A 25862-nucleotide genomic window follows, 5' to 3' on the forward strand; every position below is an offset into this window, starting at 1 on the left:
AGCGTGCCCGAAACACGCCCCGACTACCGTCGCCTGCATGCTCGATCTGGCCGCCGACCTGGTGCCACTGCTCGACCAGGGGGTCCCGGTCGCGGCTGTCACGGTCACCGCCGTGATGCGCAGCGCCCCCCGCGGTGTCGGTGCCACTCTCGCCGTCACCCGCGACGCGCGCGTGATCGGGTCGATCTCCGGCGGCTGCGTCGAAAACGACGCGGTCATGCTCGGTCTCGACGCACTTCGCACCGGATCCGTCCGCCGCGCGCGTTTCGGCTTCACCGACGACGGTACCGTCACCCCCATCACCGCAGGCTTGGCCTGTGGCGGAGCCGTGGACGTGGTGGCCTACCCCGTGGACCCGGTGCACGTGCGCCCGGCCCTCGACGCCGTGCTGTCGGGGCAGGAGGCGTCCCTGCGCCTCGACCTCGAGGGAACGCCCCTCGAACTGCACCGTCCCGCACCGCCGCACCTCATCGTGCTCGGGGCGGGCGAACACGCCGCAGCGCTCTGCCGTCTGGGAGCGGCCGCCGGCTTCGCCGTGACCGTGTGCGACGACTGGGCCCTGCTGGTGACCCGTGAGCGCTTCCCCGATGCGACCCGGTTGGTCGTCGGCCCCCCGCACGAGTTGCTCGAGCAGCTCCCGACGCCCGATGCGCGCACCGCGGTCTGCGTGCTCACCCACGACGAGCGGCTCGACGTGCCCGCCCTCGCCACCGCCCTGCGCATGCCCGTCGGTTTCGTCGGCGCGATGGGGGCGCGGGCCACGGTCGCGCGCCGCGCGAAGCTCCTGCGTGCGGCCGGAGTGACGGATGCCGAGCTCGCCCGGCTGCACTCTCCCCTGGGCCTCGACCTCGGCGGCGCCACGGCCGAGGAGACGGCTCTCGCGGTGATCGCCGAGATCGTGGCATCCCGCAACGCTGCGAGCGCGCGCCCGTTGCGGGAGACGCGCGGGGCGAGTCTGCACGCAACCCCCTCGGCCGAGTCGTGCGCGGTGAAGACCGCATGAGCGTCGTGATCGTCCGCGGCGCCGTCGCCGTGGTGGAGCACAGCCGGTGCGTCCGCACCGGAGACGTCGTGATCGTGGACGGCGTGATCGCCGAGGCGGCCGATCCCGAGGGCGCCACCGTGATCGACGCGACAGGGTGCGTGGTGACCGCGGGTCTCGTCAACGCCCACCACCACCTGCTGCAGACGGCGTTCCGCACCCTGCCGGGCACCCGCGGCATCGCGATGCGCGACTGGCTGCCAGCGATGGCTGCCGCCTACGCCGAGGCGGGTATCGACACGGAGCTGACCGGTCTGGCCGCCCGTGCCGGCCTCGCGGAGGCGGTGCTGAGCGGGGTGACCACGGTCGCCGACCACCACTTGACGTGGCCGAGCGGTGCCGACACCGTCGGTATGGCGCGCGCCGCCGCGGAGGCTGCGGCCGACCTCGGCGCACGCCTGGTCTTCGTCCGCGGCGCGGCCCGCGACGACCCTGAAGAAGCCGCCGCCTCGGCCGACGCCATCGTGCGCGCACTGCTGCCGGGAACCCACGGCGGCGTGTCGAGCGATGGAATGCTGCAGATCGCCGTCGGACCGGCGGGAGTACACAGCGACCCGCGGGAGACCTTCGATCTGCTGGGCGAAGTCGCCCGCACCCATGGCCTGCGCCGACGCACCCAGGCGAACGAGGTGGTCGACGTCGAGATCGCCGTCGAGCGCTACGGCGCCCGCCCCCTCGACCTGCTCGAGGAGTGGGGCTGGCTCGGACCCGACGTCACGCTCGCGCACCTGTGCGACGTGACCGACGACGAGATCGCCCGCGTGGCGGCATCGGGTGCCACCGCCACTCACGCGCCCGGGTGCGACGTGCCGATGGGATGGGGCGTCGCGCCCGTGCGGCGCCTGCGCGACGCGGGTATCGCCGTCGGACTCGGCACCAGCGGCGGCGGCAGCAACGACGCCGGGCATCTGCTCGCCGATGCCCGCCTCGCCATGCAGGTCTCGGCCCTCGTGGGCCCGCAGCTTGCGGCATCCGAGGTGCTCTCGATGGCCACCGCCGGGTCTGCCGACGGCCTCGGCCGCGCGGAGCTCGGGCGCCTGACCCCCGGCTCGGCCGGCGACCTGTGCCTCTGGGACGTGTCGGGCGTCGCCGACGCCGGCGTCGCCGATCCCGTCTCGGGCCTGCTGTGGGCCGCGCCCGGGCGCCGCCCCCGGACGGTCGTCGTGGCGGGTCGGATCGTCGTCGACGACGGAAGGCTCACCACCGCCGACGAAGGAGAGATCGTGGCCCAGTTGTTCGAGAGGGTGCGACGATGACCACCATGGCTCCTGCGATCCCCGCCGAGGACACCCCGACCGGTGACGAGCGCCTCGGCGCGCACCTGCGGGGACTGCGCAAGGCGCGCGGACTCACGTTGACCCAGCTCGCGGAGGCGGCGACACTGTCGCATCCGTTCCTCAGCCAGCTCGAGCGCGGCCTCGCCCGGCCCAGCATGGCCAGTCTCGAGCGGCTGGCGCGGGCCCTGGGCACGAGCCGCGTCGAGCTGATCGCGGCATCGGAGCAGCCGCGCACCGACCAGGACGCGCGCCCGTCGTTCGTGGGCGCTGACGAGGGATTCGTCGGCCCGTACGCGGAGGGGACCGCGCGCCTTCTCGCCGAGGGGCCCCGGCGCTTCGAGCCCCTGGAGTTCTCGGGCGCGAACGCCGTGCCCGGCGACCACTACGTGCACGAGGAAGACGAGTTCCTCACCGTTCTCGAGGGATCGGTGGTGATCTCGTTCGGGCCCTACGGCGAGCGCACTCTGCGCGTGGGCGACTCGGTCTACTGCCGCTCGGGCACACCCCACCGGTGGCACTCGCCCGGCGGTGTGCCGTACCGCCTGCTCATCGTCAAGGAGCGGGTGCACGGCGGCGCTGTCGACGATGCCGCGGAGGGAGAGTCATGACCGGGGGTCTCACGTTCGAGGTGGTCGTGCGGGCTCGTCGGGAGGCGGCGCACGGGATCGTGCTGCTCGACGTGGAGCGTTCGACGGGAACGCTGCCGCACTGGTCGCCCGGCGCGCACATCGACGTCGTCCTCCCCGGCGGTGTGGAGCGGCAGTACTCGCTCTGCGGGTCGCCGACCGAGCGCGGCACCTGGCGCATCGGCGTGCTGCGCGAGCGTGAGGGTTCGGTGTGGCTGCACGAGAACGCCCACGAAGGCACGACGCTGCGCGTGCGCGGGCCGGCCAACCACTTCCTCTTCGCCCCCACCGCCGGTCGCTCGTACGTCTTCGTCGCCGGCGGCATCGGCATCACGCCGATCGTGCCGATGATCGAAGCGGCCGAGGCGGCGGGCGCGGCGTGGACGCTGTTGTACGCCGGGCGCTCGCGCCGCACCATGGCCTTCGTCGAGGAGCTGGTCGAGCGCTACGGCGAGCGGGTGGAGGTGTACGCCGCCGACGAGGGGCGCCGCCTCGCTCTCGCCGAGCGCTTCGCGACGCCGGTGACCCGCACCGTCGTCTACTCGTGCGGACCCGCCCGTCTGCTGGAGGCGCTCGAGGAGGCGATGTCGGCGTGGCCCGGGGGCAGTCTGCACGTCGAGCGTTTCGAGGCCAAGGTCCTCGGCCCGCCCGTGTGGTCGGAGCCCTTCGACGTCGACCTCATGCTCTCGGGGCTGACCGTCACCGTCCCGCCCGCCCGCTCGGTACTGGACGTCGTCGAGGAGTACGGCATCGTCGTCCCCTCCAGCTGCCGCGTCGGCACGTGCGGGACGTGCGAGGTCGCGATCGTCGACGGCGAGGTCGAGCACCGCGACTCGGTGCTCTCGCCCGAGGAGCAGGCGGCGAACCGCACGATGATGGTGTGCGTCTCACGCGCAGCGTGCGACCGCATCACGCTCGAGCTCTGACGCAGCAGCGTCGGCGACTGCGGTAGCCCTCACCGAACGGTCGTCGATGCCCGGCCGGCACCCGCAGCCAGCGAAGGCGCCAGGACCGCGGCGACGACGAGGGGGGCCGCGAGCACGAGCCAGGCCACCGCGGGGACGGCGGTCCAGCCGAGCAGCGCGCCGACCACCACGTTGCCGACGAGCACGGCGACACCGCCGCAGGTCGACAACAGCCCGAAGAACGACCCGGTGGGCAGCGTGCCCGCGAACAGGGGCACCAGTGCCTGCGCGGTGGGGTTCGTCGTGAGATGACCGACGATCACGAGTCCCGCCGCCACGAACACCGCGGCGATCCGGACGGTGTCGTCGAGGGGGAGCACGGTGGTCGACGCGACGACGGCGAAGCCGGCGCCCGAGAGCCCGTAGCCGACGCGCAGTGCGCGCGCCGCGCCGACGCGATGACACCATCGCGACATCGGCAACTGCAGGACGAGGGTGAGGATGGAGACCCAGGCGAACATCAGCGCCACGACGCCCGCGCCCGCATCGGTGCGGGCGAGCTGCAGGGGCAACGCGAGATACAGCTGGTTGAAGGCGAGCAGGTCGGCGGCGTGCAACGCCGAGAAGGCCAGGAACCGCCGGTCGCGCAGCGACCACCAGCGCCCGTGGATGCCCTGCTCGCGCGCCGACGATGTGCGCCGGGGCAGCGCCACGGCCAGGAACACCCCGATGAGTACGAAGAGCGCGGCCCCCGCGAACGCCACGACGACGAAGCCCCAGCCCAACAGCGCCGCGCCGACGAGCGGACCGACCACCGCCCCCAGCTCACCGCTCACGCTGAGCCAGGCGAACAGCGAGGCGCGGGAACGCGAGCTCGCCGGCGCGCGACGCGCCTCGGCATCGGCGACGAGCACGTTCAGCCCGGGCGAGAAGAGCGCGCCGCCCAGACCCGTGAGCACGGTGCCGGCCACGAACGCCGCGAGCTGCGGCGTGGGAGGGAGCAGGGAGATCGCCAGGGTCGCGAAGCCGAGCACGCGCACCGCGCACCCGGTGAGGATCGTGCGGCGTGCCCCGAAGCGATCGGCCAGCACCCCGCCGACGAGGAACATACCCTGCTGCGCGAACGTGCGCACCCCCAGGATCAGTCCGACGGCCGCCGCCGTGAGCCCGAAGTCGCCGGTGAGCACGAGCGCGAGGAAGGGGACCACGGCGAAGAAGCCGATGTTGAACAGCATCTGCGTCCCGAGCAGCACCGGCGTCGGGGCGACCCGGGGCGCGGCGACGTGCGACGGCTCGTCGGCGGACGGGTCGGGGGTGAGGGGCACGGTGTCTCCGAGGAAGTCTGCGCCCGGATCGGGGCACCCGGACGATCCTGCCACCGCTCCACCGGCCGCGCATCTCGCGCCCGGGCGAACTTTGTCACGAGGGTCATGCGTGAGAAATACAGCGGAAACGCACGGTTCCTAGCATCGGAACATCACCCGATGTTGGTCACACCAACACTCTGGAAGCCGCTCCGGCGGCCCGCCCCGATGCCGTGGCCCCGCCTCGCCACCCGACTACCCGACTCTTCGGAGGCCCCCGTGTCTGCCGTTCCACCGGTCTCGATCGCCGCCCTGCGCGGCGTGCGCCTGCCCTCGGGCGCGGTCGTCGACATCGCTCTCGACGGCGACGAGGTGCTCGCGGTGGTGCCGGTAGGCACGCCCCTGCCCGAGACCGTCGGTGAGACGCTCGACCTCGACGGCTACGTCGTCACCGCAGCGGGCGCCGAGCCGCACGCGCACCTCGACAAGTCCCAGTCCTGGGATGCCATCCAGCCGCCGTTCGGAGACCTCGAGCGCGCGATCGAGAGCTGGCACGCCTTCGCCGTGACGCTCGACGAAGACGACACGTTCGAGCGCGCCCGTTCCACGGCGCTGCGGATGCTGGCATCCGGGATCACCGCGGTGCGCACGCACGTCGACCTGCTCCGCGGCGAAGACGCCCTCGCGGGGGTTCGTGCACTCGTCCGCCTGCGCGACGAGCTCAGCGCCCTGATGGATATCGAGCTCGTCGCCCTTGGCGGGCCCACGGTTGCAGACGACGTCTTCGAGGCCGCTCTCGACCTCGGCGTCGACCTCGTCGGAGGCGCCCCCCACCTCGCCGACGACCCCCTCGCCGACCTCGAGCGCCTGGTCGCGCTCGCCCGCCGCCGCGACGTCGGCCTCGACCTGCACACCGACGAGAGCCTGGCCGGTGCCGACACTCTCGCCGCCTACGCCCGCGCCGTCACCGGCTGGCACCGCTCGCGCAGCGCGGGGCACTGCGTGCGCCTGAGCATGATGCCCGCCGCCGACCTCGCCGCCCTCGCCGCCGACATCCGCGCCGCCGACATCGGGGTCATCGCCCTGCCCATCACCAACCTCTACCTGCAGGGGTGGGGCACCGATCACGCGACACCGCGCGGGATCGCACCGATCGGCCGGCTCAAGGCCGCCGGAGTGCGCGTCGCCGCCGGTGCCGACAACGTGCGCGACCCCTTCAATCCCGTCGGGCGCTGCGATCACCTCGAGACCGCGTCGCTGCTCGTCAGCGCGGGACACCTTGCCCCCGACGACGCCGTGGATGCCGTGACCTCGGGCGCGCGCGAGGTGATGGGCCTGCCGTTCGCCGGCCCCGTCGCCGGTGCACGCGCCGATCTCGTCGCCGTGCGCGCCGCCTCGCTCGGCGAGACGGTCGCCTTCGCCTCGGCCGACCGCGTCGTGATCCACCGCGGCCGCCTCGTCAGCCGCACAACCGTCTCGACCCGTACCGCCTCCCCCGTCCGCGCCGCCGCACCCGCGACGACACCGTAACCCGACCGGAAAGTGAGCGCCCCCGTGACCTTGGCCTCTCCCGCTCCGACAGACGTCGCGACCTCGTCGACGACCCTGTTGGACTTCCGCAACGTCGCCATGACGTTCCCCAACGGCACCACCGCCCTCTCGGGCGTCGACCTCACCGTCGAGCGCGGCGAGTTCGTCAGCGTCGTCGGCCCCTCGGGCTGCGGCAAGTCGACGCTGCTGCGTATCGCCTCCGGTCTCGAGACCGCCAGCGAGGGCACTGCCACCGTCAACACCGACCGCATCGGCTACGTCTTCCAGGATGCCACTCTCCTGCCGTGGCGCGACGTGCAGTCCAACGTCGAACTGCTGGCCGAGCTCAACTGGCAGCCCAAGCGCGTGCGCACACCGAAGGCGCAATGGGCGATCGACCTCGTCGGCCTCACGGGTTTCGAGAAGCACCTGCCCAAGCAGATGTCGGGAGGCATGAAGATGCGCGCCTCGCTCGCGCGCTCGCTGACCCTCGACCCCGAGCTGTTCCTCTTCGACGAGCCCTTCGGCGCTCTCGACGAGATCACCCGCGAGCGTCTGAACGACGAGCTGCTGAAGATCTTCGTCGAGCAGAAGTTCGGTGGGCTCTTCATCACCCACTCGGTCTCCGAAGCCATCTACCTCTCCACCAAGGTCGTCGTGATGTCGGGACGACCCGGCCACCTCGTCGACACCTTCGAGGTCCCCTTCGACATGCCCCGCGACCCCGAGATCCGCTACACGGCGGAGTTCGGCAAGCTCGTCGGCGAGGTCTCCCACGCCCTCCGGGAAGGACACTCATGAGCACCACCTCCGCAGAGGCCGTCGTCGACGAGACGGCCAGGCCCACGGCATCCACGCCCGACGTCCCCGCTCCCGCGGTACCGCAGGCGGCACGCGGTCGGTTCTCGCGCGCCCTGCTGCTCGCGGGCCCACCGCTCGCCGTGCTCGTGGTGCTCGTGGGCGGCTGGTACGCCGTCTCCGTCGGGCTGGCGGCATCCGGTAAGGGCTTCCTGCTGCCCATGCCCCACGAGATGTTCACGCTCGGCTTCTTCGACCCGCAGGTGGGCGCCGACATCTGGATCGCGCTGTTCCGCACCACGGGCGTCGCCCTCACCGGTCTGCTCATCGCCATGGTCATCGGCATCGGCTGGGCCATCGCCATGTCGCTCGCCCGCTGGGTCGAGCGCTCCACGTACGCGTACGCCGTGATGCTCCAGTGCATCCCGATCCTCGCCCTCGTGCCGCTGGTCGGCTTCTGGTTCGGCTACGAGTTCCTCGCCCGCGTGATCGTCTGCGTGCTCATCGCCCTGTTCCCGATGGTGTCGAACACGCTGTTCGGCCTGCAGTCGGTCGACAAGTCCCAGCGCGAGCTCTTCCGCCTGCAGAAGGCGAACAAGTGGACGGTGCTGACCAAGCTGACCCTTCCCGCGGCCCTGCCCTCGATCTTCGTCGGTATGCGCACCTCCGCCGGACTCGCGGTCATCGGCGCGATCGTCGGCGACTACTTCTTCCGCCGCGGTGAGCCGGGTATCGGCTCGCTCATCTCGAACTACCAGTCGCGCCTGCAAAGCGCCGAGCTCTTCGCCGCCATCCTCGCGGCCTGCCTGCTGGGCGTGGCGATCTTCGCCTTCTTCGGCTGGCTGTCGAAGGTGGCTGTGGGCCGCTGGTACGACAGCACCATCTGACCCGCACCACCGAATCCCGGATGCCACGGCCTCCCTCGCGCACGCGCGCGAGGGACAGCATCCGGCGTACCCGAAAACACCCGCACCCGAGAGCTCCACCCGTCACAGAAAGCGAACCAGCATGCAGCGCTCCACCCTTCTTCGCGCAACCGCCGTCACCGGCGCGATCGCGATCGCCCTCACCCTCACCTCCTGCGCCGGCAGCGCGGCAGAGCAGAGCGCCCCGGCCACCGACATGCCCATCGGCTCCGTCGACCTCTCGGCCGACTGCCCCTCGACCGTGGTGATCCAGACCGACTGGAACCCCGAGGCCGAGCACGGTCACCTCTACGAGATGATCAAGGACGGCTACACCATCGACGCCAACACCAAGGCCGTCACGGGCCCACTCATCTCGGACGGCGAGTACACCGGTGTGAACCTCGAGATCCGCGCCGGCGGCCCGGCCATCGGCTTCCAGACCGTTTCGGCGCAGATGTACCAGGACGACGCGATCACGCTCGGCTACGTCAGCACCGACGAGGCGATCCAGCTCTCGGGCACCACCCCGACGAAGGCCGTCTTCGCTCCGCTGGACATCAGCCCCACGATGGTCATGTGGGACCCGGCCACCTACCCCGACGTCAAGACGATCCAGGACGTCAAGCCGGCGCTGGAGAAGAACGGCGGCGTCTGGCGCTACTTCGACGGCTCCGCGTACATCGAGTACCTCAAGAGCGCGGGCCTGGCTTCGCCCTCGATCCTCGACGGCTCCTACGACGGCACGCCCTCGAACTTCGTCGCCGCCGGGGGCAAGGACATGCAGCAGGGCTTCGCGTCGGCTGAGCCGTACGTGTACCAGAACGAGGTCTCGGCCTGGGGCAAGCCCGTCAAGTTCGCCCTCATCCACGACGCCGGATGGCAGACCTACCAGTCGTCGATGTCGGTCAAGGCGGCCGACTTCGACAAGCTGACCCCCTGCCTCTCGAAGCTCGTGCCCGTGCTGCAGAAGGCCGGCGTCGCCTACTTCAAGGACCCGAAGGCCGCGAACGACCTCATCCTGAAGCTCGTCGACGAGTACGCCACCGGCTGGACCTACACGCAGGGCGTGGCCGACTACTCCGACAAGACCCAGGTCGAGCTCGGCCTCGTCGGAAACGGCCCCGACTCCACCTACGGCAACTTCGACGACAGCCGCTTCGCGGACTTCTTCACCAAGGCGAGCAAGGTCTACACCGACCTCGGCACACCGCCGGCGTCGGGCTACACCCCCGCCGACCTGTACACGAACGAGTTCATCGACAAGAGCATCTCGTTCTGATCGGCCCGGCCCGGTCCGCCTCGCGCGGGCCGGGCCGTCCGGTGCGCGAGGGGCGACGGCGGCCTCGATCCACCCGGCCGCCCGCTCCCGCCACGCCCCCTCACCGGCATCCACCACCCGTTCCACCCGGAGACACACCCATGAGCGACACCGCCACCCGCATCCTCTCCCTCGAGGACGACCTGCTCGACCTGCTCGGCCCCGCCGCCGTCAGCACCGAACCGCGCGTGCGCGAACGCGCCAGCGTCGACGGTGCGCCCATGTCGCCGATCCTCGCCGCCCAGCTCCCGCTCGGCCTGGCCGACCTCGTCGTGTTCGCCGCCAGCGCCGAGCAGATCGCGATCGCGGTCGCCGCGGCCGCGCGTCACGGTGTTCCGATCACCGTCCGCGGCAAGGGCACCGGCAATTACGGCCAGGGCATCCCCATGCAGGGCGGGCTCGTCATCGACACCACGCGCGCCAAGGCCATCGTCGAGGTCGGCGACGGCTACATCACCGCCGAGGCCGGCACCCCCATGGTGCTGCTCGAACAGGCCGCGTGGGCCGCGGGACAGGCGCTGTGGATGTACCCCTCCACCGCCCAGTCCACGCTCGGCGGGTTCCTCTCCGGCGGCTCCGGCGGCACCGGCTCGATCGAGCACGGCTCCAACGACCGCGGCTTCGTCGCCGCTCTCGACGTCGTGCACGCCGACGGCAGCGCCGAGATCCACCACGTCGAGGGCGACGAGGCCCAGAAGTACGTGCACAACTACGGCACCGCGGGAGTCATCGTCCGCGCGACCGTGCGCCTCGAGCCGCTGCGCGACTGGCGCGGGCTCTGGGCCAGTTTCCCCGACTACGCCGGCACCCTGTCGGTGCTGCAGACCATCGGCAACCTCGACCCCGCCCCGCGCCTCGTGTCGGGCGACGGCCCCGAGATCTCGGCATCCCTGCCCGCCGATGAGGCCATCCCCGAGGGCCGGTCGAGCCTGCGCGCGATCATCGACGCATCGATCGTCGACGAGGTCACCGCGATCGTCGAAGGCGCCGGCGGCCGCGTCGAGGCCGTGCGCGAGGGTCCGCAGGCCAGCATCCGCCTGTCGATGCTGAGCTACAACCACCCCATCGAGTGGTACCAGAAGAGCCAGCCGCACGAGGTGTTCCACCTGGAGGTGGCCGGGATGCCGCTGAGCGAGGACGTCGAGGCCGTCGAGGCCGTGTTCCCCGGCGGGAAGCTGCACATCGAGTCGACGAAGCAGCACCCGATCGGCATGCTCGCCGCCCCCTACGTCAGCGAGGAAGACGTCTACCGTGGCATCGCCGAGCTCAACGCGATCGGCGTCGGCGTACACAACCCGCACCAGTGGAACGTCGACTTCGAGGTCGAGCGGACGCTCGACACCGCCCGCGTCACCGACCCGCAGGGGCTGCTGAACCCCGGCAAGCTCAACCCCGAGTACAACGGCGCACGCAAGGGCGCCATCCGATGAGCCGCCTGCTCGCCGAGCTCAGCGGCCCCGCCGCCGCAGAGGCGCTCACCGAGGACTCGATCCTGGTCCTTCCCACCGGGGCGATCGAGCACCATGGTCCGCACCTGCCGCTGGCGACGGATGCCATCGTGGCCGAGGCGTCGGCGACGGCCGCCGTCGCGCGGGCCGCAGCGCAGGGCCTCGACGTGTGGCAGCTGCCGACGCTGTCGATCACGAAGTCGGACGAGCACTCCTGGGCACCGGGCACGCTGTGGCTGACCCCCGAGACGATGATGCAGACGATCGTCGACATCGGCCGCTCGATCCTCACCACCCGCGCCCGCACCCTCGTGTTCCTCAACGGCCACGGCGGCAACGTCGCGCTGTTGAACGTGGCGAACCGCGAGCTGCGGCGCCGGTTCGGCCTGCGCACGTTCTTCATGCCCGCAGCCCGCGTGCCCTCGTTCGACGGCACCGACGGCACCCCCGACGAGCACGGCACGGGCATCCACGCCGGCTACGGCGAGACGAGCATGATCATGCACCTGCGTCCCGAGCTCGTCGACCCCGCGAAATTCCACGCCACGGTGCCCGCGCACATCGGCGACTTCCGGCACATCGGCTTCAACGGCAAGCCCGTGACCTTCGGGTGGCTGTCGAACGACTTCGGCCCCACGGGCGTGCTGGGCGACCCGACCGGCTCGAACGCCGAGGCCGGCGCTCAGCTGTTCGAGGACAGCGTGTCGTTCGTCGTCGAGGCACTCGAGGAGATCAGCCGATTCGACTACACCGTGTGAGTTGCCCGCGGCGGGGCGCACAGCTCCTGCAGATCGAGCCCGTGGACCCGCGCGCGCGGTGTGACGCGGCGTTTTGCAGGAGTTGTGCGTGCCGCGCGGGTGGGGCCGGGACGCGCTCGCCTCGCGGCGACAGCAGCGTCGCGCGCGCCGAGCACCCGGCCCCGCGTGCACACCTCCTGCACGGGCCGTCCCTCCTGAGGCACGGGCGGAGCCGGCGCCGGTTCTGCAGGAGTTGTGCAAGGCCTTGCTGCGGGTCCGGCGGGATTGAGCGTTCCCCTGGCGCGAACGGGCCTGCGCGCGACCGGCCGGTGTTGGGCCTGCCCCCGACCGCGGATCCTGCGCCGGGGCCTGGCTCTTGCGGGACCCGCGCGGCCGGCGGTGTACCCCACCGCGGATGCCAGCGGCGACACGCCGTAACAAGGCGGCCGCCACCGGCATGTCAGAACCGAACTCCGCCGCACGGCCCCGCCCGCGGGCGGGCAGCCAGGCGGGCAGGCGGGCGGGCAGCCAGGCGGGCAGCTGCGGGCGCGGCCTCGGCGGCTCAGAGGATGATGCCGAACTCATCCGCCAGCGCCGGCAGCTCCTCGTGCAGCACGCGCGAGGCCTCGACGGCGAGCGGGTTGGTCGAGACGCCACTGTCATTGGCGAGCTTGCCGCCGACGTACACCCGCTCGAGGTTGCGCAGGCCGCAGGCCAGCACGTAGCTGCGGACGGGGTTCCACAGCGGTCCGACGTCGGGCTTGCGCGGGTCGACGACCACGAAGTCGGCGAACTTGCCCACCTCGAGGCTGCCGACGCGGTCGTCGACGCCCATGATCTCCGCTCCCCCGAGGGTGTGCAGGCGCAGCACGCGCTCGGGCATCATCGACAGCGGGTCGTGGGTGCGGGCGCGCTGCATGAACATGCCCATGCGCATGTTCTGCCACGGGTCGGCGACGTCGGTGCAGGCCTGGTCATCGAGGCCCATGCCGACCTTCATGCCGAGATCGAGCATCTCGGGCACGTGGGCGATGCCCGACGCGAGACGCCCGTTGGACGCCGGCTGCCACGACATGCTGGCGCCGCCGGCGGCGGCATCCTGAATGATCTCGGGCGTCGTCTGGATGAAGTGGCCGAACATCATGCCCGGGCGAAGGGCCCCGGCGTTCTTGTACAGCTGGAACTTCGTCTGCTGGTGCTCGATCGCCTCGTACGTCTCGAGGAAGTGCGCCTGGTTGGTCACGCCGAAGCGGTCCATGACCGCGACCTCGATCTCGGCGGCGTCGGGCCGCGTCGACCACTGCACCTGGCCCATGATCGAGGCGCCGAGGGCGATGTCGGGGTCCATCGCGAGCACGTGATCGAGGGAGGCCTCGAAGCGGGCGAAGATCTCCTCGTCGGTGCCGACGGTGGCGTCCAGGGCGATCGAGTCGACGAAGCGGAGGCCCGCGTCGTAGCATCCGTCGGCCTGGCGGGTGTGCCAGGCGTGGTCGCGCAGGGTGCCGCCGCCGTCGGCGCGCTTGCCCTCGACCATCGGCTCCCAGGGCAGGAGCGGGTCGGTGAAGTTGTAGGCCGTGGTCACGCCGTTGGCGAGGAAGTCGAGCGAGCCGTGCAGCGTCGCCCAGTAGATCTGGTCGGGCGAGGCGTTGTTGAGCACGCTGAACATCGAGGTGCACCAGCCGTAGAGCGTCTGGTCGACGCCGAGGCCGCGCGAGCCGCTCGTGAAGAGGTGGCTGTGCGACGAGACGAAGCCGGGGGCGACGAACTTGCCGTCGACGTCGAGGATCTCGTCGGCGGTGACGCCCGGGTCGGGGTCGCCCGCGCCGATCGCGGCGATGCGGCCGTCGCGCACGAGCAGGTACCCGCGCTCGATGTAGCCGGGGTCGTCGGTCCCGGCGGGGACGGTGATCAGACGGGCGTTGGTGACCAGGAGCGACATGTTGATGACGGTAACAATTCGGTGTTTCGGCGGTGTTCCAAGCGTGCGGCAAGCTTTTTGCCTCGTCGCTGCCGGCGCTCAGGCGGCGTTGATTGTCCAGGAAACGCCGTAACGCGGTGAAGCTCTACGGCGTTTCTTGGACACTCGACGGGGTGACGAGGCGACGGGGCTCCCGCGGCTCGGTGAATGCGCGCCGCACGGCGGGGGCGATCGCGGCGAGCACCTCGTCGCGGGCGGGCGTCGAGGGGAACACCAGGAACAGGTGCGGCACGCCCTCGCGCCGCACGAACTCGACGGGAACACCCACCGCCGAGAGCCGCCCGGCGTACTCCTGCGCCTCGTCGGACAGGGGGTCGACGGCCGCCGCGACGATCACCGCCGGGGCGGAGCCGGCCAGGTCGGGGGCGCGCAGCGGCGCGGCATCGACGGGCGCCGGGCCCTCGGCATCCTGCACGTACAGCCCCCAGTACCACTGCATGCCCTTCGCGGTCAGCGGCAGGTTCTCGGTGTGGGCGCGATAGCTCGAGCGGTCCGGGTCGGGCGCGTCGAGAACGGGACACAACAGCACCTGGACCCGGATGCCGGGAGCCCGGCCGTCACGGGCGCGCAGCGCGAGCGCCGCGGCGAGGTTGCCCCCGGCGCTGTGCCCGGCGACCCCGAGCAGCGCCGGATCGACGAGGCCGTCCGCGCCGTCGGCGGCGAAATGCAGCGCGCGCTCCAGGTCGTCGAGGCCCGCCGGGAAGGGATGCTCGGGCGCGAGCCGGTAGTCCACGCTCAGCACCTGGCTGCCCGTCGCCGCGGCGAGCGCGCGGCACAGGGCATCGTTGTTGTCGAGGTCGCCGGCCACCCACCCTCCCCCGTGCGCGAAGACGAGCGTTCCGCGGTGCCCCGCCCGGGGACGGTACAGGCGCAGGGCCAGGCCGCCGGCATCCAGGTCGATCGACGCGATCGCGTCGTCGTCGGGCAGACGCACCCATGACGGGTTGGCGCGCAGCTCGGCGATACGCGCAGCGTCGTCGCCGTCGGCATCCGTCGCCCCCGACGGGATCGTGCCCGCCCGGGTAGCGAGTCGTTCGAGGTGCGCGCGCACGTCGGGGTCGGTGATGGCGGGGTGGACGGTCACGGGCTCTCCTGCGGCTGGGGTGCCGTCAGCGCGGCTCGCGGGTGGCGGGCGCGACGGTGATGTCCCGAGCGTAGGACCACGGATGCCAGGGCCCCGGCGCCCGCGGACAAGCGTTACGGCGCAGAAACATCGGTGTCTCCCGCGCCCACGACGATGAGGGCATGCACTCCGCCGAGCAGCGCGCGGCGGCGATCCTCGCGGCCCAGCGATTCGTCGTGATCGGCACGGCCGATGCCGACGGCCCGTGGACGGCGGCCGCGCAGTACCGGCTCCTGCCCGGCAGCCTGTACGTCGAGTCCGACAGGGGGTCGCGGCACGCGCGGGCGATCGCGGCGTCGGGGGTGGCATCCGGGGTCGTGTACGACTCCTCTGCATCGGTGGCCGATGCGGACGGGGTGCAGCTGGCCTTCCGTGCGCGGGAGGTGGATGCCGACCCGTCGGCCGTGCGGGAGGTTCTCGCCGTGCGCCTTCCCCGCGACGCGGGGGTGGGGGATGCTCTCGAGGACGAAGTCGCCGCGACGCTGGCCATTCCGACCAAACGCCTCTACGTGCTCACGGTCGAGCGGGCGTTCGTCTTCGATCGCGACGCATGGCGCACGCGGGGCACGGACGCGCGGATCGAGATCGACGCCGCGGAGGTGTGGGCAGCGCTGGCGTGAGCGCGCACGGCGTCCGTCTCGCAGAGCGTCGTCGTCCGCGAGGGGCGTGAGCGAGGCCCGCGGTGGGGCTGGGTCGGGCCGATCTGCCGGTCGCCCCGTCGCTCGTTACCCCGCCGAAACAACGCTGTCGCGGGCGCGATCGGGTCGCCGCGTACCGTGACGCCGAGGGGCACGGGCGGCCCCTCACGAGAGGAGTCCCATGTCTCAGCGCGTCATCGTCACCGGCGGGTCCGGCGGCATCGGAGCCGCGATCGTCGACCGGTTCGCGACCGACGGTGCCCGTGTCGCGGTGCTCGACAGGCGCGCGCCGGCCGGGTCACCGGCATCCGTGTTCGTCGAGGTCGACCTGCGCGATCCCGCAGACACCCGCCGCGCGGTGGCGGAGGCGCGTGACGTCCTCGGCGGGGTCGACGTGCTCGTCAACTGCGCGGGCGTCTTCCAGCACGCCCCGCTCCTCGACATCACGGTCGAGGACTGGGACCTGGTGCTCGACATCAACGCCCGCGCGACCCTCGTGGCCATGCAGGCCGTCGCCCCGGCGATGCTCGAGGCCGGCCGCGGCTCGATCGTCAACATCGCCAGCATGGCCGCCAAGGTCGGCGGCGGGGGCGAGGGACACTACGCCGCGTCGAAGGCCGCGGTCGTGGCGCTGACGCGTGCGGGTGCGCAGGAATGGGGATGCCACGGCGTCACGGTCAATGCGGTGTGCCCGGGGTACGTGCTCACCGAGATGGGAGCCGACACCCGCTCGGAGGAGGACGTCGCCGCGTGGAGCGCGAAGTCGCCGCTCGGCCGACTCGGTATTCCGGAGGACGTCGCGGGTGTGACCCACTTCCTCGCCTCACCGGCCGGCGGATACCTCACCGGGCAGGCGATCAACGTCACCGGCGGCATGGTCATGCACTGACGTCCGGGGCGTCTGTCGCCCCGGACGTCCACGTCTCATGTCGACAGCAGCGACTCCACCTCGGCCAGCATCGCCCCGACGCGCGCCGCGAGCGCCGGCGGCACCATCGCCTCACGCAGCTGGTCGCCCCGCAGGACCCACCTCACCCGCATGAGAAGCTCGGTGCCCGTCGCACTCGTCGACACCGCGTCCGTCAGCTGCAGGGCGAGGTCGTCGTAGCCATCGTGCCTCAGCTGCACCGCGAGCCGGCGCAATCGCGCGAACACGTCATCCATTACCCCATCCTGCCCCCGGCGAGCGCGGGAACGCCGGCTCCGGGCACTCCGCTGGTCGCCGACGTGGCGGTGCACCGGCGTCGAGCCTGCGCGCACGGGTGCGGCCCCGCGCTTCGCACGCGGGCCGCACCCGTGGGTCGCCGCCTTACGCCCGCGCCTTCGACCGCAGCGCGCGAGCGGGCGCGGTCTTGGCGTGGGTGGCGTAGATGACGAACCCGACGAAGGTGAGCCCCCCGACGAGGTTTCCGAGCACGGTCGGCAGTTCGTTCCACACCAGGTAGTCGCCGAGGGTGAAGTCACCGCCCAGCATCAGGCCGATCGGGAACAGGAACATGTTCACCACCGAGTGCTCGAAGCCCATGTAGAAGAACAGCATGATCGGCATCCACATCGCGATGACCTTGCCGGGGAGGCTGGTCGACATCATCGCGCCGACGACGCCCGTCGAGACCATCCAGTTGCAGAGGACTCCACGGACGAACAGGGTGAGCATGCCCGCGAAACCGTGCTCCGCGTAGCCGACGGTGCGGCCCTCGCCGATGTGACCGATCGCCTGCCCGACCTGGCTGACTTCGGACGAGAAGCCGTATGTGAACACGATCGCCATGAGGAGGGCGACGGTCAGCGCGCCGGCGAAGTTGCCGAGGAAGACGAGTCCCCAGTTGCGCAGGACGCTGCCCAGCGTCACGCCCGGGCGCTTGTCGATCCATGCGAGGGGGACGAGGGTGAAGACACCGGTCAGCAGGTCGAAGCCGAGCAGATACAGCATGACGAACCCGACCGGGAACAGGAGGGCGCCGATCAACGGAGAACCCGTCTGGACACTGACGGTGACGGCGAACGCGGCGGCGAGGGCGAGGATCGCTCCGGCCATGTACGCGCGGATCAGGGTGTCACGGGTGGACAGCGACACCTTCGACTGCCCGGCGTCGATCATGCGGACGGCGAAGTCCTTGGGGGTCACGTAGCTCATCAGTGCGTCCTCTTCCCCGTCACCACTGGTACTTCAGGAACTTGCCGTCGATGACGATCCGCACGCGGTCGCCGTCGGGGTCGGCGCGGCGGTCGATCTCGATGTTGCAGTTGATCGCGCTCATGATGCCGTCGCCGAACTCCTCGTGAATGGCTTCCTTCACAGCAGGGCCGTACACCCCGAGCAGTTCGTAGAAGCGATAGATCGTCGGATCGGCGCGCAGCTCGTCGCCGCGCACGCGGTACGGCTGCTCCTGCAGCGTGGCGACGGTCTCGGCATCCAGGTCGAGCAGCTGCCCCGCCCGGGCGGCGAGCTCCGCCGGGAGCGCGTGCGAGCCGAGCAGCGCCGCGATGGTCCACAGCAGCGGGCGGTCGAGCGCCTCGGCCAGGTCTGCCCACGAGCGCTCGGACCGGGCCACGGCCCTGCGGACGGTGTCGGTCGCGTGGTCGCGCCGTGCGTTCCAGTCGGTCATGTCTGGTCTCCTCGAAGTCGTGCGATCGGACGGGTCACCGATCGGCGTGAAGCCCACTGTCGGGGCGAGGGCGCCCCCGCCCACAGGCTTTGCGCGCACGTCACCCGACGATTCGCGCACGATGAGGCAGGGTTCACACGCGCGAAACGACGGTGCAACAGGGGCGCGCCGCAACGGCGCCTACCGTCGTTGCCATGGACGCGCTCACCGACGGGATGCCGCACGACGCGACGTTGCTGTCGACCGTGCTGCGCGACGCGCCGCTCCCGCTCTGGGTGATCGACGAGCACGGTCGCGTCGAGCTCGCGAACGATGCCGCCGTCCGCTTCCTCGGCCACCGACCGGGCACCGACCTGCGCGGTGGTGGGAGCCACGACCTGCTGCACCGGCATCGCCCCGACGGGACGCCGTACCCGAAGCACGAGTGCCCGATCATCCACGCGAAGCAGCCGCTGGCCGCCTCGGAGTGGTTCGTCACGCGGGCCGGCGACGTGCGGCCCGTGCGGTGGTCGACGCGGCCCCTCGCCGGTACCGACAGCGTGCTGCTGAGCTTCGCGGCGCTGGGCGGGAGCGCGAGCCGTGCGCACAGGGCGGCACCCGCAACGCGCGAGACACGGACCGAGACCCGCGCCCGCCTCCTGAGCGAGATGCAACACGCGATCGCCTCGCGCATGTGCGACCCGATGTTCTCCCCCGCGACGCTCGCCACCGACAACCACCTCTCGGTCCGATCCGTCCAGGCGATCTTCGCCGAGGCGGGCACCTCGCCCGCCGCCGAGATCCGCCGGCACCGGCTCGAGCACGCGCGCGTGCTGCTCGCACGAGGCGAGAGCGTGCAGTGGGCCTGCCACGCATCGGGATACCAGGACGCCGACAGCTTCGCGCGCGCCTACCGGCAGCACTTCGGCTACGCGCCCAGTCGCACCCGGCAGCCGTAGCCCACCGACCCACACGCGCCTGCCGTATGGCGCCGCGTGGCGTCGTGTTGCGGCCGGTGACCTGTCGTTTCGACGTGTGAAACGACGCCTCGCGGGCACGCCGGGAGCGGATCTAGCGTGTCGGTCACCCCCGGAGCCCCGCTCCGGCGAGGAGTTGCGAGGAGCACGCCATGACCACCACCGCGCCGGTATCCCCCGCCCGCACGGCCGATCCGCATCCCGCGGCGCAGGTCGACCTGGGCACCGTCACCGTCGTCCCCACCCGCCACTGGTGGCGCTGGATCCTCAGCGCCCTGCTGTTGTTCGTCGTCGCCCAATTCGCCTGGAGTCTCGTCACGAACGAGCAGTACATGTGGGGCACGTTCGCGCAGTACTTCTTCTCGGAGCCCGTGCTCATCGGCGTCGGCTACACGCTCGGGCTGACCGCCATCTCGTCGGTCGTCGGGTTCGTGCTCGGAACCCTGCTCGCCCTCGGCCGCCTTTCGCCGTCGCCGCTGGTGAGCTCGGTGGCGTGGGGCTACATCTGGTTCTTCCGATCGGTGCCGCTCATCGTGCAGATCATCGTCTGGTACAACCTCGGCTACCTCTACCCGACGCTGGGTCTCGGCACCCCCTTCACCACCGACTTCTGGATCGTGGAGTTCCCCACGGTGCAGATCATCAGCGCGTTCGCTGCGGCGATCCTCGGCCTGGGCCTGCACCAGGCGGCCTACTCGGCCGAGATCATCCGCGGGGGGCTCGTGTCGGTCGACCCCGGTCAGCACGAGGCGGCGGCTGCCCTCGGCATCCCGGCATCCCGGCGCCTGTTCCGCATCATCCTGCCGCAGGCGATGCGTTCGATCGTCCCGAACGCCACGAACGAGGTCATCGGGCTGGTCAAGGGCGCATCCGTCGTGTTCGTCATCGCGATCCCCGAGCTCTTCTACGCGGTGCAGGTCATCTACAACCGCAACAGCCGCGTCATCCCGCTGCTGCTCGTCGCGGTGGTCTGGTACACCCTCATCACCACGATCCTGAGCATCGCGCAGTACTACATCGAGCGGTACTACGCCCGGGGCTCCGCGCGGGCGCTGCCGCCGACGCCGGTGCAGCGGGCGCGACGGTGGGTGAGCACGCAGTGGGCGCGGCTCGGCGACACACCCCCGGGAGGGACGGATGCCAGGGGTCCGGCGCGCGCCGGATCGCTCGGCGCGGAGACAGCGGATGCCGGGACACCGGCCGTCGAGAAGGGAACCGGCGCATGAGCACGGTCACCGCCACCCGCGGACTCGTCGAGATCCACAACGTGCACAAGGCCTTCCACGGCGTCGAGGTGCTGAAGGGCATCGACCTGACCGTGCAGCCCGGCGAGGTCGTGGCGCTGCTCGGGCCCAGCGGGTCGGGCAAGTCGACGCTGCTGCGCACCATCAACCACCTCGAGCGCGTGGATGCCGGCTCTGTCACGGTCGACGGCGAGTTCATCGGCTACGAGTTGCGCCACGGCAAGCTCCACGAGCTGCGCGAGCGCGAGATCCTGCAGCGGCGGACCCGCGTGGGCATCGTGTTCCAGAACTTCCACCTGTTCCCGCATCTCACGGCGCTGGAGAACATCACCGAGGCGCCGCTCGCGCTCAAGCGCCTCAGCACGGACGACGCCCGTGAGCTCGCCCTCGGCCTGCTCGACCGGGTCGGACTCGCGGACAAGGCCGACGCCTACCCCCGCCAGCTCTCGGGCGGCCAGCAGCAGCGGGTCGCGATCGCCCGCGCGCTCGCGCTGAAGCCCCAGGTGCTGCTCTTCGACGAGCCGACGAGCGCGCTCGACCCCGAGCTCGTGGGCGAGGTGCTCGACGTCATCCGGGATCTCGCGAACCTCGGTACGACGCTCATCATCGTCACGCACGAGATCGGCTTCGCCCGCGAGGTCGCCGACCGGGTGGTCTTCCTCGACCAGGGCCGCATCGTCGAGCAGGGGGCTCCCGATGAGGTCCTGAGCCGCCCGCGGCATCCGCGCACGCGGGAGTTCCTCGCCAAGGTTCTCGGCTGACCCCGCCCCTCCCGCGACCCGCCACACTCGCGGGCCCGCTCCCACCCGTACCCGAAAGCCGCGGCGCGACCTCACCGCCGCGGCATCCCTTCCGCACCACCACAGGAGACACACCATGGCACTCAGCAAGAAACAGGGCATCGCGATCGGCGTGATCGCCGCGGCGGTCGTCGCCGTCGTGGGCGTCGGCACCGCGATCGGGCTCAACCGTCCGGCCGAGGCGGTCGCCGCGCCCGAGCCCTCGGCATCCGCGTCCGCCGGCGAGATCGAGTGGGTGCACACCGACGCCGTTCCCGAAGCCGTCGCGGCGCTGAAGGCCAGCGGCTTCCAGCCCATCGAGCCGGGCAAGCTGACCGTCGCGGTCGGCGCGTTCGTGCCGCCGCTGAGCTACGTGCCCGACGGCGAGACCCTGCCCGCCGGCACCGAGCCCAACTTCGGCTCGCTCATCGCCGAGAGCCTGGGCCTGGAGTACAACCCGGTCGTGGTGGCGTGGACGGACTGGCCCCTCGGCATCCAATCGGGCAAATACGATCTCATCACCTCCAACGTCACCGTGACCGAAGAGCGCAAGGAGCTGTACGACTTCGCGAGCTACCGGCAGGATCTGCTGGGCTTCTACGTCCGTGCCGACAGCCCGATCTCGAGCATCGAGAAGGCCGACGACATCTCGGGCCTCAAGGTCATCGTCGGCTCGGGCACCAACCAGGAGAAGGTGCTGCTGAACTGGAACGAGGAGCTCACCGCCGCGGGCAAGGCCCCCGCCGAGCTGCAGTACTACGACGACAACGCCGCAGGGAACCTCGCGCTCACGTCGGGCCGTGCCGACGCGACCTTCGGTCCCAACGCGACCTCCGCGTGGGCGGCGAAGGAGACCGGCGAGACGAAGCTCGTCGGCATCATCCCGGGCGGCTGGCCGCTGCACGCCGACATCGCCGCGGGCACCAAGAAGGGCAACGGCCTCATCGAGCCCGTGCAGATCGCGCTGAACGCGCTGATCGAGAACGGCACGTACGCCGAGGTGCTGAAGGTCTGGAACCTCGAATCCGAGGGGATCGAGACCTCGCAGATCAACCCGCCGGGACTGCCGAAGTCCTGACCGCCCGCGCGGCCCGGTCCTTCACGGGGCCGGGCCGCGCGCTGTTTCTGATCGAATGGATGCCATGACCGCCTCGCTCCCCGCCCCGCACGACCCACGCTCTGGAGGCCTGACGATCCGTCTCGTCGAGCCGCACGAGCACGCCGAGGCGGGCAGGATCACGGCCGAGGCCTATCGCCACAGCTACGAGGGGCTGACCGAGGGCTACCTCGCGTCGCTGGCCGACGTCGAGGGCCGGGTCGCGCAAGGCGAGGTATGGGTGGCCCTCGACGGCGACGAGATCGTCGGCACCGTCTGGGTCCCCCGGCCCGGCGAGCGCTTATCGCCCCTGGCCCGGGAGGGCGAGCTGGACTTCCGGCAGCTGGCTGTGGCGCCCGCGGCCCGCGGACGCGGGGTGGGCGAGGCCCTGACCCGGCACGTGATCGCGCTGGCGCGCGGGCGCGGCGCGCGACGCGTGGTGATGAACAGCGGCCCCGAGATGCTCGGCGCCCACGCGCTGTACCTCAAGCTCGGCTTCCGGCGCCTCACCGAACGCGAACAGCCGGTCGAGGTGGAGCCCGGGCGGTTCCTGGACCTGCGGGCGTTCGGGTACGACCTCTGACCGGGCTCTCGAGCACAACTCCTGCAAAAGGCGTTGGTGTGCGGGGCGCGGAGGCGAAGCGCGGGCGTTCTGCCGGAGTCGTGCAGCCGTGTCCTGGTCCGCGGACCCGGGCAGAACCGTAGCGGCCGGGAATCACCCGGCGACGATCGTGAACTCCCACGGCATGTCGGTGTAGACGACGTGGACCGTCAGCGGCCGACCCGATGCCTCGTCGGGCAAGGGGACGACGTGGGTGGTCGCTGCCATATCGGCCGTGCACACATCATTCGGCGATTCGGCGAGGGAGAGCGTGATCGTCCCGGCATCCTCCGCCCGGATTCCGGTGACGGTGGGAGGACAGCTCGAGCTGCCGTACGTGACGAGGGCGAGATTGCCGTCATCGGCGACGATCGCGCGGGGCTCGGAATCATCGAAAGCCGCCTGAACGCCGGGCGGGACACCCGCGTACCGGTCGGTAGCCACGCCCGGGACCCCACATCCCGCGAGCGCGAGCAGAGACGCGAAAGCAGCCGAAAGGGCGAGAGCTGGTCGTTGCGCCATACCGAACACCATCCTTCTCGCCCAATCTCACCGGGGGAGTTCCACGGTCGCATCTCATCGGGCGGCTCGACAGCGCGCGCTGCGCCGCGTGACGGATTCGTTACTCGCGTGGGGAACATCGGCGCGCAGAAACCGGGCACTGCGGTCTCGACGAGAAAGGCGGGCCGCGCGCATGGCAGTTCTCTCGCGCGTCGTTCTCGGCCTACCCGGTCGCCCTCGTTCTCGCGCTGACGCTCACCGATTCGCTGTCCGTTCGTGCGAGGGACCGCGACGGTCGCGAGCGCGTTCGTCAACTGTCGGGATTCCTGCTGATCCGGAGCACCCGGGTCTACACCCGCAGCCCCGCCACCGGGGTGGGCCTCGCGTTCCTCGTCACCGCCCTCGACCAGGCCGTCGGCGCCCCCGTCGTCGGAAGTCTGACCACGTCGGTGAACGCACCCACGGCTTTCCCCATCGCGGCAGCCCTGGCCGTCATCGGAGCCGTCACCGGGCCCGCGGCACACGACGGTATCGCCGCTCGACGGTGAGGGATGCCGATCCCCGACCCCGTGGCGAGATCGCGCAAGCCTCATCCGGCCAGATCCGTGCGTGCCTAGGTGTTGTGGCTGGGGAGGTTGGGGACGCGTGAGGCGGGGGTGCCGTTGATGGCGGTGTGGGTTCGGTGGTGATTGTAGTGATGGAGCCAGGGGGCGAATGCGGCGGTGCGTTCGGTTTCTGATCTGTATGCGCGGGCGTAGGCCCATTCTTGGAGGAGGGTGCGGTTGAGGCGTTCGACTTTCCCGTTCGTCTGGGGCCGGTATGGGCGGGTGCGGATGTGGCGGATGGGGCCGAGGGCGTCGCGGAACAGGTGGGAGCGGTAGCCGTTTCCGTTGTCGGTCATCACGGCTTTTACCTCGATGCCGGCGCCCTGGAACCAGGCGTGGGCGCGGGTCCAGAACGCGGTGACGGTGTCTTTGCGTTCGTCGCTCAGGATCTCGGAGTACGCCATCCGGGTGTGGTCGTCCACGACGGAGTGGATGAACGCGTACCCGTGGCCTTTGCCGGCCCGGTTGCGTTTGCCCTGGGCGGGTCCGTGGATGCGGTGCCCGCCGCCGTCGGGGATACGACCGAGCTTCTTCACATCCATGTGGACCAGATCGCCCGGGGTGGCGGCTTCGTAACGGTTCGTGGCGGCGCGGCTGGTCTTGATCCGCACCCCGGTGCCAGGGTCGGTCCACCGTAACGGCGGACACCCGTAGCGACGCAGGATGGCCTGCACGGTGGAGCGATTCAACCGCAGCTGCGCGGCGATACGCGCCGGCCCCCACCGTCTCGACACCCGCAGGCTCACCACCCGCCGCTCCACCCGGGCCCGAGTGCGGTTCGGGTTCACGCGCGGGCGGGAGGAACGATCGGCCATCCCCGCCGCGCCGGCCTCACGGTAACGGCACGCCCACCGGGCGGCGGTGGTCACCCCGACGCCGAAACGCTCGGCGGCGCGGCGCAACGGCCACCCTTCATCAACGATCAGACGAGCAAGGCGCAACCTTCCAGCGGGCGCGAGAACAGCATTAGCGTGGGACATCGAGGACCTTCTGGTTTCGGAGCGGTTAGTTGTGGTGACTCCACTCCACCAGAAGGTCCTCACCTACATCTACGTCCCTAACCACCCAGGTCAGAACACCTAGGGTGACCGGCGTGATACACGCGGTGGAGGGGCTCGTTTTCCGGTCGGCTTCGAACCGGCGGGCCGGTCGCGCGGTGTTCGTGCTGATCCATGGCATCGGCATGTCGCATCGGTATCTCCGCCGTCTCCACGCCGAGCTGGCGACGGATGCCGACGTGCACACGATCGACCTGCCCGGCTTCGGGGGCCTGCCCACGCCGGACCAGACCCCCGACGTCGGGGAGATGGCCCAGGGGCTCGGCGTCGTCCTCGACGAGCTCGGTGTGCGGCGAGCCGTGCTCGTAGGGCACTCGATGGGAGCGCAGTGGGTGGTCGAGCTGGCCATCCGGCGGCCCGACCTCGCCGACGCGGTCGTCGCGATCGGGCCCGTCACCGATGATCGGCGGCGAGGCGCCCTCACCCAGGCGCTGCTGCTGGCCCGCGACTCGGCTCTCGAGCCGCTCGGCGCCAACGCCATCGTGCTGACCGACTACCTGAGGTGCGGCCCGGTCTGGTACGCGCGACAGGCGCGCCACATGCTGCGGTATCCCCTCGAGGAGAGGGTCTCGCGGCTGCGGATGCCGCTGCTGGTGGTGCGCGGCGGATCCGACCCGATCGCTCGGGAGGCGTGGGCACGTCGGCTGAGCGATCGGGCGCTGAGCGGAACGCTCTGCACCGTCGAGGGACACCGTCACCTCGTGCAGTTCACGGCCGCCACCGTGGTAGCGGCACGCATCCGGGCGTTCGCCCTCGACAGATGACTCCGGGCGAGCGTCTC

The 25862-nt window shown here is 71.2% G+C and carries 27 protein-coding genes; 19 read left to right on the plus strand and 8 right to left on the minus strand.

Annotated features, from left to right (window positions below):
• Nucleotides 1-37 precede the first annotated feature (37 nt).
• Genes QE412_RS11210 through QE412_RS11225 form a run of 4 tightly spaced genes read left to right on the plus strand, consistent with a single transcriptional unit; the run spans nt 38 to nt 3871 of the window.
• Nucleotides 38-1003, plus strand: a complete 966-nt coding sequence (locus QE412_RS11210) for an XdhC family protein (protein ID WP_307483569.1) — start codon at nt 38-40, stop codon at nt 1001-1003.
• Nucleotides 1000-2298: an amidohydrolase family protein gene (locus QE412_RS11215; protein WP_307483572.1), complete on the plus strand. Its 1299-nt coding sequence runs from the start codon at nt 1000-1002 to the stop codon at nt 2296-2298. The genes QE412_RS11210 and QE412_RS11215 overlap by 4 nt, the downstream gene beginning before the upstream one ends.
• Nucleotides 2295-2927 carry an XRE family transcriptional regulator gene (locus QE412_RS11220; protein ID WP_307483574.1) on the plus strand — a complete coding sequence of 211 codons (633 nt, stop codon included), beginning with the start codon at nt 2295-2297 and terminating at the stop codon, nt 2925-2927. Before QE412_RS11215 ends, QE412_RS11220 begins: the two co-directional genes overlap by 4 nt.
• Nucleotides 2924-3871: a PDR/VanB family oxidoreductase gene (locus QE412_RS11225; protein WP_307483575.1), complete on the plus strand. Its 948-nt coding sequence runs from the start codon at nt 2924-2926 to the stop codon at nt 3869-3871. Before QE412_RS11220 ends, QE412_RS11225 begins: the two co-directional genes overlap by 4 nt.
• Nucleotides 3872-3900: 29 nt before the next feature.
• Here QE412_RS11225 and QE412_RS11230 read toward each other — a convergent pair whose 3' ends face one another.
• On the minus strand, nt 3901-5175 hold the full coding sequence (locus QE412_RS11230; RefSeq protein WP_307483578.1) for an MFS transporter: 1275 nt from the start codon (nt 5173-5175) through the stop codon (nt 3901-3903).
• Between the two features lie 258 nt (nt 5176-5433).
• Here QE412_RS11230 and QE412_RS11235 point away from each other — a divergent pair, with 258 nt between their 5' ends.
• The 6 genes from QE412_RS11235 (at nt 5434) to QE412_RS11260 (ending at nt 11914) form a co-directional block, all read left to right on the plus strand.
• Nucleotides 5434-6684, plus strand: coding sequence for an amidohydrolase family protein (locus QE412_RS11235; RefSeq protein ID WP_307483580.1), 1251 nt, complete (start codon nt 5434-5436; stop codon nt 6682-6684).
• A 24-nt stretch (nt 6685-6708) separates the two neighbouring features.
• Nucleotides 6709-7485 carry an ABC transporter ATP-binding protein gene (locus tag QE412_RS11240; RefSeq protein ID WP_307483583.1) on the plus strand — a complete coding sequence of 259 codons (777 nt, stop codon included), beginning with the start codon at nt 6709-6711 and terminating at the stop codon, nt 7483-7485.
• A complete protein-coding gene (locus QE412_RS11245; protein WP_307483586.1) occupies nt 7482-8369 on the plus strand; it encodes an ABC transporter permease in 888 nt (295 codons plus the stop codon). Before QE412_RS11240 ends, QE412_RS11245 begins: the two co-directional genes overlap by 4 nt.
• Nucleotides 8370-8490: 121 nt before the next feature.
• Nucleotides 8491-9669 (plus strand): ABC transporter substrate-binding protein, encoded by a 1179-nt coding sequence (locus tag QE412_RS11250; protein ID WP_307483589.1) that lies wholly within the window; start codon nt 8491-8493, stop codon nt 9667-9669.
• A 140-nt stretch (nt 9670-9809) separates the two neighbouring features.
• A complete protein-coding gene (locus QE412_RS11255; protein ID WP_307483591.1) occupies nt 9810-11138 on the plus strand; it encodes an FAD-binding oxidoreductase in 1329 nt (442 codons plus the stop codon).
• On the plus strand, nt 11135-11914 hold the full coding sequence (locus QE412_RS11260) for a creatininase family protein (protein WP_307483594.1): 780 nt from the start codon (nt 11135-11137) through the stop codon (nt 11912-11914). The genes QE412_RS11255 and QE412_RS11260 overlap by 4 nt, the downstream gene beginning before the upstream one ends.
• A gap of 541 nt (nt 11915-12455) precedes the next feature.
• Here the strand turns inward: QE412_RS11260 and QE412_RS11265 are convergent.
• Together QE412_RS11265 and QE412_RS11270 are read right to left on the minus strand one after the other, a co-directional pair.
• Nucleotides 12456-13832 (minus strand): amidohydrolase family protein, encoded by a 1377-nt coding sequence (locus tag QE412_RS11265; protein WP_307483597.1) that lies wholly within the window; start codon nt 13830-13832, stop codon nt 12456-12458.
• Nucleotides 13833-13956: 124 nt separating this feature from the next.
• On the minus strand, nt 13957-14955 hold the full coding sequence (locus QE412_RS11270) for an alpha/beta hydrolase (RefSeq protein WP_307483600.1): 999 nt from the start codon (nt 14953-14955) through the stop codon (nt 13957-13959).
• Nucleotides 14956-15116: 161 nt separating this feature from the next.
• Between QE412_RS11270 and QE412_RS11275 the strand changes: the two genes are divergently transcribed.
• Together QE412_RS11275 and QE412_RS11280 are read left to right on the plus strand one after the other, a co-directional pair.
• Nucleotides 15117-15614 (plus strand): pyridoxamine 5'-phosphate oxidase family protein, encoded by a 498-nt coding sequence (locus tag QE412_RS11275; protein WP_307483602.1) that lies wholly within the window; start codon nt 15117-15119, stop codon nt 15612-15614.
• 199 nt (nt 15615-15813) lie between these two features.
• Nucleotides 15814-16521: an SDR family NAD(P)-dependent oxidoreductase gene (locus QE412_RS11280; RefSeq protein ID WP_307483604.1), complete on the plus strand. Its 708-nt coding sequence runs from the start codon at nt 15814-15816 to the stop codon at nt 16519-16521.
• 35 nt (nt 16522-16556) lie between these two features.
• Here the strand turns inward: QE412_RS11280 and QE412_RS11285 are convergent, their stop codons facing one another.
• The 3 genes from QE412_RS11285 to cynS form a co-directional block, all read right to left on the minus strand.
• On the minus strand, nt 16557-16796 hold the full coding sequence (locus QE412_RS11285; protein ID WP_307483606.1) for a hypothetical protein: 240 nt from the start codon (nt 16794-16796) through the stop codon (nt 16557-16559).
• A gap of 145 nt (nt 16797-16941) precedes the next feature.
• Nucleotides 16942-17769: a formate/nitrite transporter family protein gene (locus QE412_RS11290; protein ID WP_307483609.1), complete on the minus strand. Its 828-nt coding sequence runs from the start codon at nt 17767-17769 to the stop codon at nt 16942-16944.
• A gap of 19 nt (nt 17770-17788) precedes the next feature.
• Nucleotides 17789-18241: a cyanase gene (cynS, locus tag QE412_RS11295; protein WP_307483613.1), complete on the minus strand. Its 453-nt coding sequence runs from the start codon at nt 18239-18241 to the stop codon at nt 17789-17791.
• Nucleotides 18242-18435: 194 nt separating this feature from the next.
• On the opposite strand from cynS, the gene QE412_RS11300 reads away from it, so the two are divergent.
• The 5 genes from QE412_RS11300 to QE412_RS11320 all read left to right on the plus strand — a co-directional run bounded on the left by QE412_RS11300 (nt 18436) and on the right by QE412_RS11320 (nt 22899).
• A complete protein-coding gene (locus QE412_RS11300; RefSeq protein WP_307483616.1) occupies nt 18436-19179 on the plus strand; it encodes an AraC family transcriptional regulator in 744 nt (247 codons plus the stop codon).
• A gap of 170 nt (nt 19180-19349) precedes the next feature.
• A complete protein-coding gene (locus tag QE412_RS11305) occupies nt 19350-20423 on the plus strand; it encodes an amino acid ABC transporter permease (protein WP_307483618.1) in 1074 nt (357 codons plus the stop codon).
• Nucleotides 20420-21202, plus strand: coding sequence for an amino acid ABC transporter ATP-binding protein (locus tag QE412_RS11310; protein WP_307483620.1), 783 nt, complete (start codon nt 20420-20422; stop codon nt 21200-21202). The genes QE412_RS11305 and QE412_RS11310 overlap by 4 nt, the downstream gene beginning before the upstream one ends.
• Nucleotides 21203-21317: 115 nt before the next feature.
• Nucleotides 21318-22298, plus strand: coding sequence for an ABC transporter substrate-binding protein (locus QE412_RS11315; RefSeq protein WP_307483622.1), 981 nt, complete (start codon nt 21318-21320; stop codon nt 22296-22298).
• A 64-nt stretch (nt 22299-22362) separates the two neighbouring features.
• Nucleotides 22363-22899 carry a GNAT family N-acetyltransferase gene (locus tag QE412_RS11320; protein WP_307483624.1) on the plus strand — a complete coding sequence of 179 codons (537 nt, stop codon included), beginning with the start codon at nt 22363-22365 and terminating at the stop codon, nt 22897-22899.
• Nucleotides 22900-23031: 132 nt separating this feature from the next.
• On the opposite strand, the gene QE412_RS11325 is transcribed toward QE412_RS11320, so the two are convergent.
• Complete coding sequence (locus QE412_RS11325; protein WP_307483627.1) at nt 23032-23361, minus strand: hypothetical protein; 330 nt, start codon at nt 23359-23361, stop codon at nt 23032-23034.
• A 431-nt stretch (nt 23362-23792) separates the two neighbouring features.
• Between QE412_RS11325 and QE412_RS11330 the strand changes: the two genes are divergently transcribed.
• Nucleotides 23793-23966 carry a hypothetical protein gene (locus tag QE412_RS11330; RefSeq protein WP_307483631.1) on the plus strand — a complete coding sequence of 58 codons (174 nt, stop codon included), beginning with the start codon at nt 23793-23795 and terminating at the stop codon, nt 23964-23966.
• Between the two features lie 65 nt (nt 23967-24031).
• Here the strand turns inward: QE412_RS11330 and QE412_RS11335 are convergent, their stop codons facing one another.
• The gene (locus tag QE412_RS11335) at nt 24032-25003 is read right to left on the minus strand and encodes an IS481 family transposase (protein WP_307479428.1); all 972 of its coding nucleotides are present in this window, start codon (nt 25001-25003) and stop codon (nt 24032-24034) included.
• Between the two features lie 113 nt (nt 25004-25116).
• Here QE412_RS11335 and QE412_RS11340 point away from each other — a divergent pair, with 113 nt between their 5' ends.
• Nucleotides 25117-25845: an alpha/beta fold hydrolase gene (locus QE412_RS11340; protein ID WP_307483634.1), complete on the plus strand. Its 729-nt coding sequence runs from the start codon at nt 25117-25119 to the stop codon at nt 25843-25845.
• Nucleotides 25846-25862 lie beyond the last annotated feature (17 nt).

It is taken from the genome of Microbacterium trichothecenolyticum, from assembly GCF_030818955.1.
Lineage (GTDB): Bacteria > Actinomycetota > Actinomycetes > Actinomycetales > Microbacteriaceae > Microbacterium > Microbacterium trichothecenolyticum_B.

What these genes read in the sequence shown, in the direction of transcription:
- QE412_RS11245 (WP_307483586.1), top strand. Translation starts at nt 7,482, where the DNA reads ATGAGCACCACCTCCGCAGAGGCCGTCGTCGACGAGACGGCCAGGCCC.
- cynS (WP_307483613.1), bottom strand. Translation starts at nt 18,241, where the DNA reads ATGACCGACTGGAACGCACGGCGCGACCACGCGACCGACACCGTCCGC.
- QE412_RS11315 (WP_307483622.1), top strand. Translation starts at nt 21,318, where the DNA reads ATGGCACTCAGCAAGAAACAGGGCATCGCGATCGGCGTGATCGCCGCG.
- QE412_RS11290 (WP_307483609.1), bottom strand. Translation starts at nt 17,769, where the DNA reads ATGAGCTACGTGACCCCCAAGGACTTCGCCGTCCGCATGATCGACGCC.
- QE412_RS11265 (WP_307483597.1), bottom strand. Translation starts at nt 13,832, where the DNA reads ATGTCGCTCCTGGTCACCAACGCCCGTCTGATCACCGTCCCCGCCGGG.
- QE412_RS11250 (WP_307483589.1), top strand. Translation starts at nt 8,491, where the DNA reads ATGCAGCGCTCCACCCTTCTTCGCGCAACCGCCGTCACCGGCGCGATC.
- QE412_RS11335 (WP_307479428.1), bottom strand. Translation starts at nt 25,003, where the DNA reads ATGTCCCACGCTAATGCTGTTCTCGCGCCCGCTGGAAGGTTGCGCCTT.
- QE412_RS11255 (WP_307483591.1), top strand. Translation starts at nt 9,810, where the DNA reads ATGAGCGACACCGCCACCCGCATCCTCTCCCTCGAGGACGACCTGCTC.
- QE412_RS11215 (WP_307483572.1), top strand. Translation starts at nt 1,000, where the DNA reads ATGAGCGTCGTGATCGTCCGCGGCGCCGTCGCCGTGGTGGAGCACAGC.
- QE412_RS11285 (WP_307483606.1), bottom strand. Translation starts at nt 16,796, where the DNA reads ATGGATGACGTGTTCGCGCGATTGCGCCGGCTCGCGGTGCAGCTGAGG.
- QE412_RS11300 (WP_307483616.1), top strand. Translation starts at nt 18,436, where the DNA reads ATGGACGCGCTCACCGACGGGATGCCGCACGACGCGACGTTGCTGTCG.
- QE412_RS11305 (WP_307483618.1), top strand. Translation starts at nt 19,350, where the DNA reads ATGACCACCACCGCGCCGGTATCCCCCGCCCGCACGGCCGATCCGCAT.
- QE412_RS11310 (WP_307483620.1), top strand. Translation starts at nt 20,420, where the DNA reads ATGAGCACGGTCACCGCCACCCGCGGACTCGTCGAGATCCACAACGTG.
- QE412_RS11320 (WP_307483624.1), top strand. Translation starts at nt 22,363, where the DNA reads ATGACCGCCTCGCTCCCCGCCCCGCACGACCCACGCTCTGGAGGCCTG.
- QE412_RS11220 (WP_307483574.1), top strand. Translation starts at nt 2,295, where the DNA reads ATGACCACCATGGCTCCTGCGATCCCCGCCGAGGACACCCCGACCGGT.
- QE412_RS11260 (WP_307483594.1), top strand. Translation starts at nt 11,135, where the DNA reads ATGAGCCGCCTGCTCGCCGAGCTCAGCGGCCCCGCCGCCGCAGAGGCG.
- QE412_RS11275 (WP_307483602.1), top strand. Translation starts at nt 15,117, where the DNA reads ATGCACTCCGCCGAGCAGCGCGCGGCGGCGATCCTCGCGGCCCAGCGA.
- QE412_RS11280 (WP_307483604.1), top strand. Translation starts at nt 15,814, where the DNA reads ATGTCTCAGCGCGTCATCGTCACCGGCGGGTCCGGCGGCATCGGAGCC.
- QE412_RS11225 (WP_307483575.1), top strand. Translation starts at nt 2,924, where the DNA reads ATGACCGGGGGTCTCACGTTCGAGGTGGTCGTGCGGGCTCGTCGGGAG.
- QE412_RS11210 (WP_307483569.1), top strand. Translation starts at nt 38, where the DNA reads ATGCTCGATCTGGCCGCCGACCTGGTGCCACTGCTCGACCAGGGGGTC.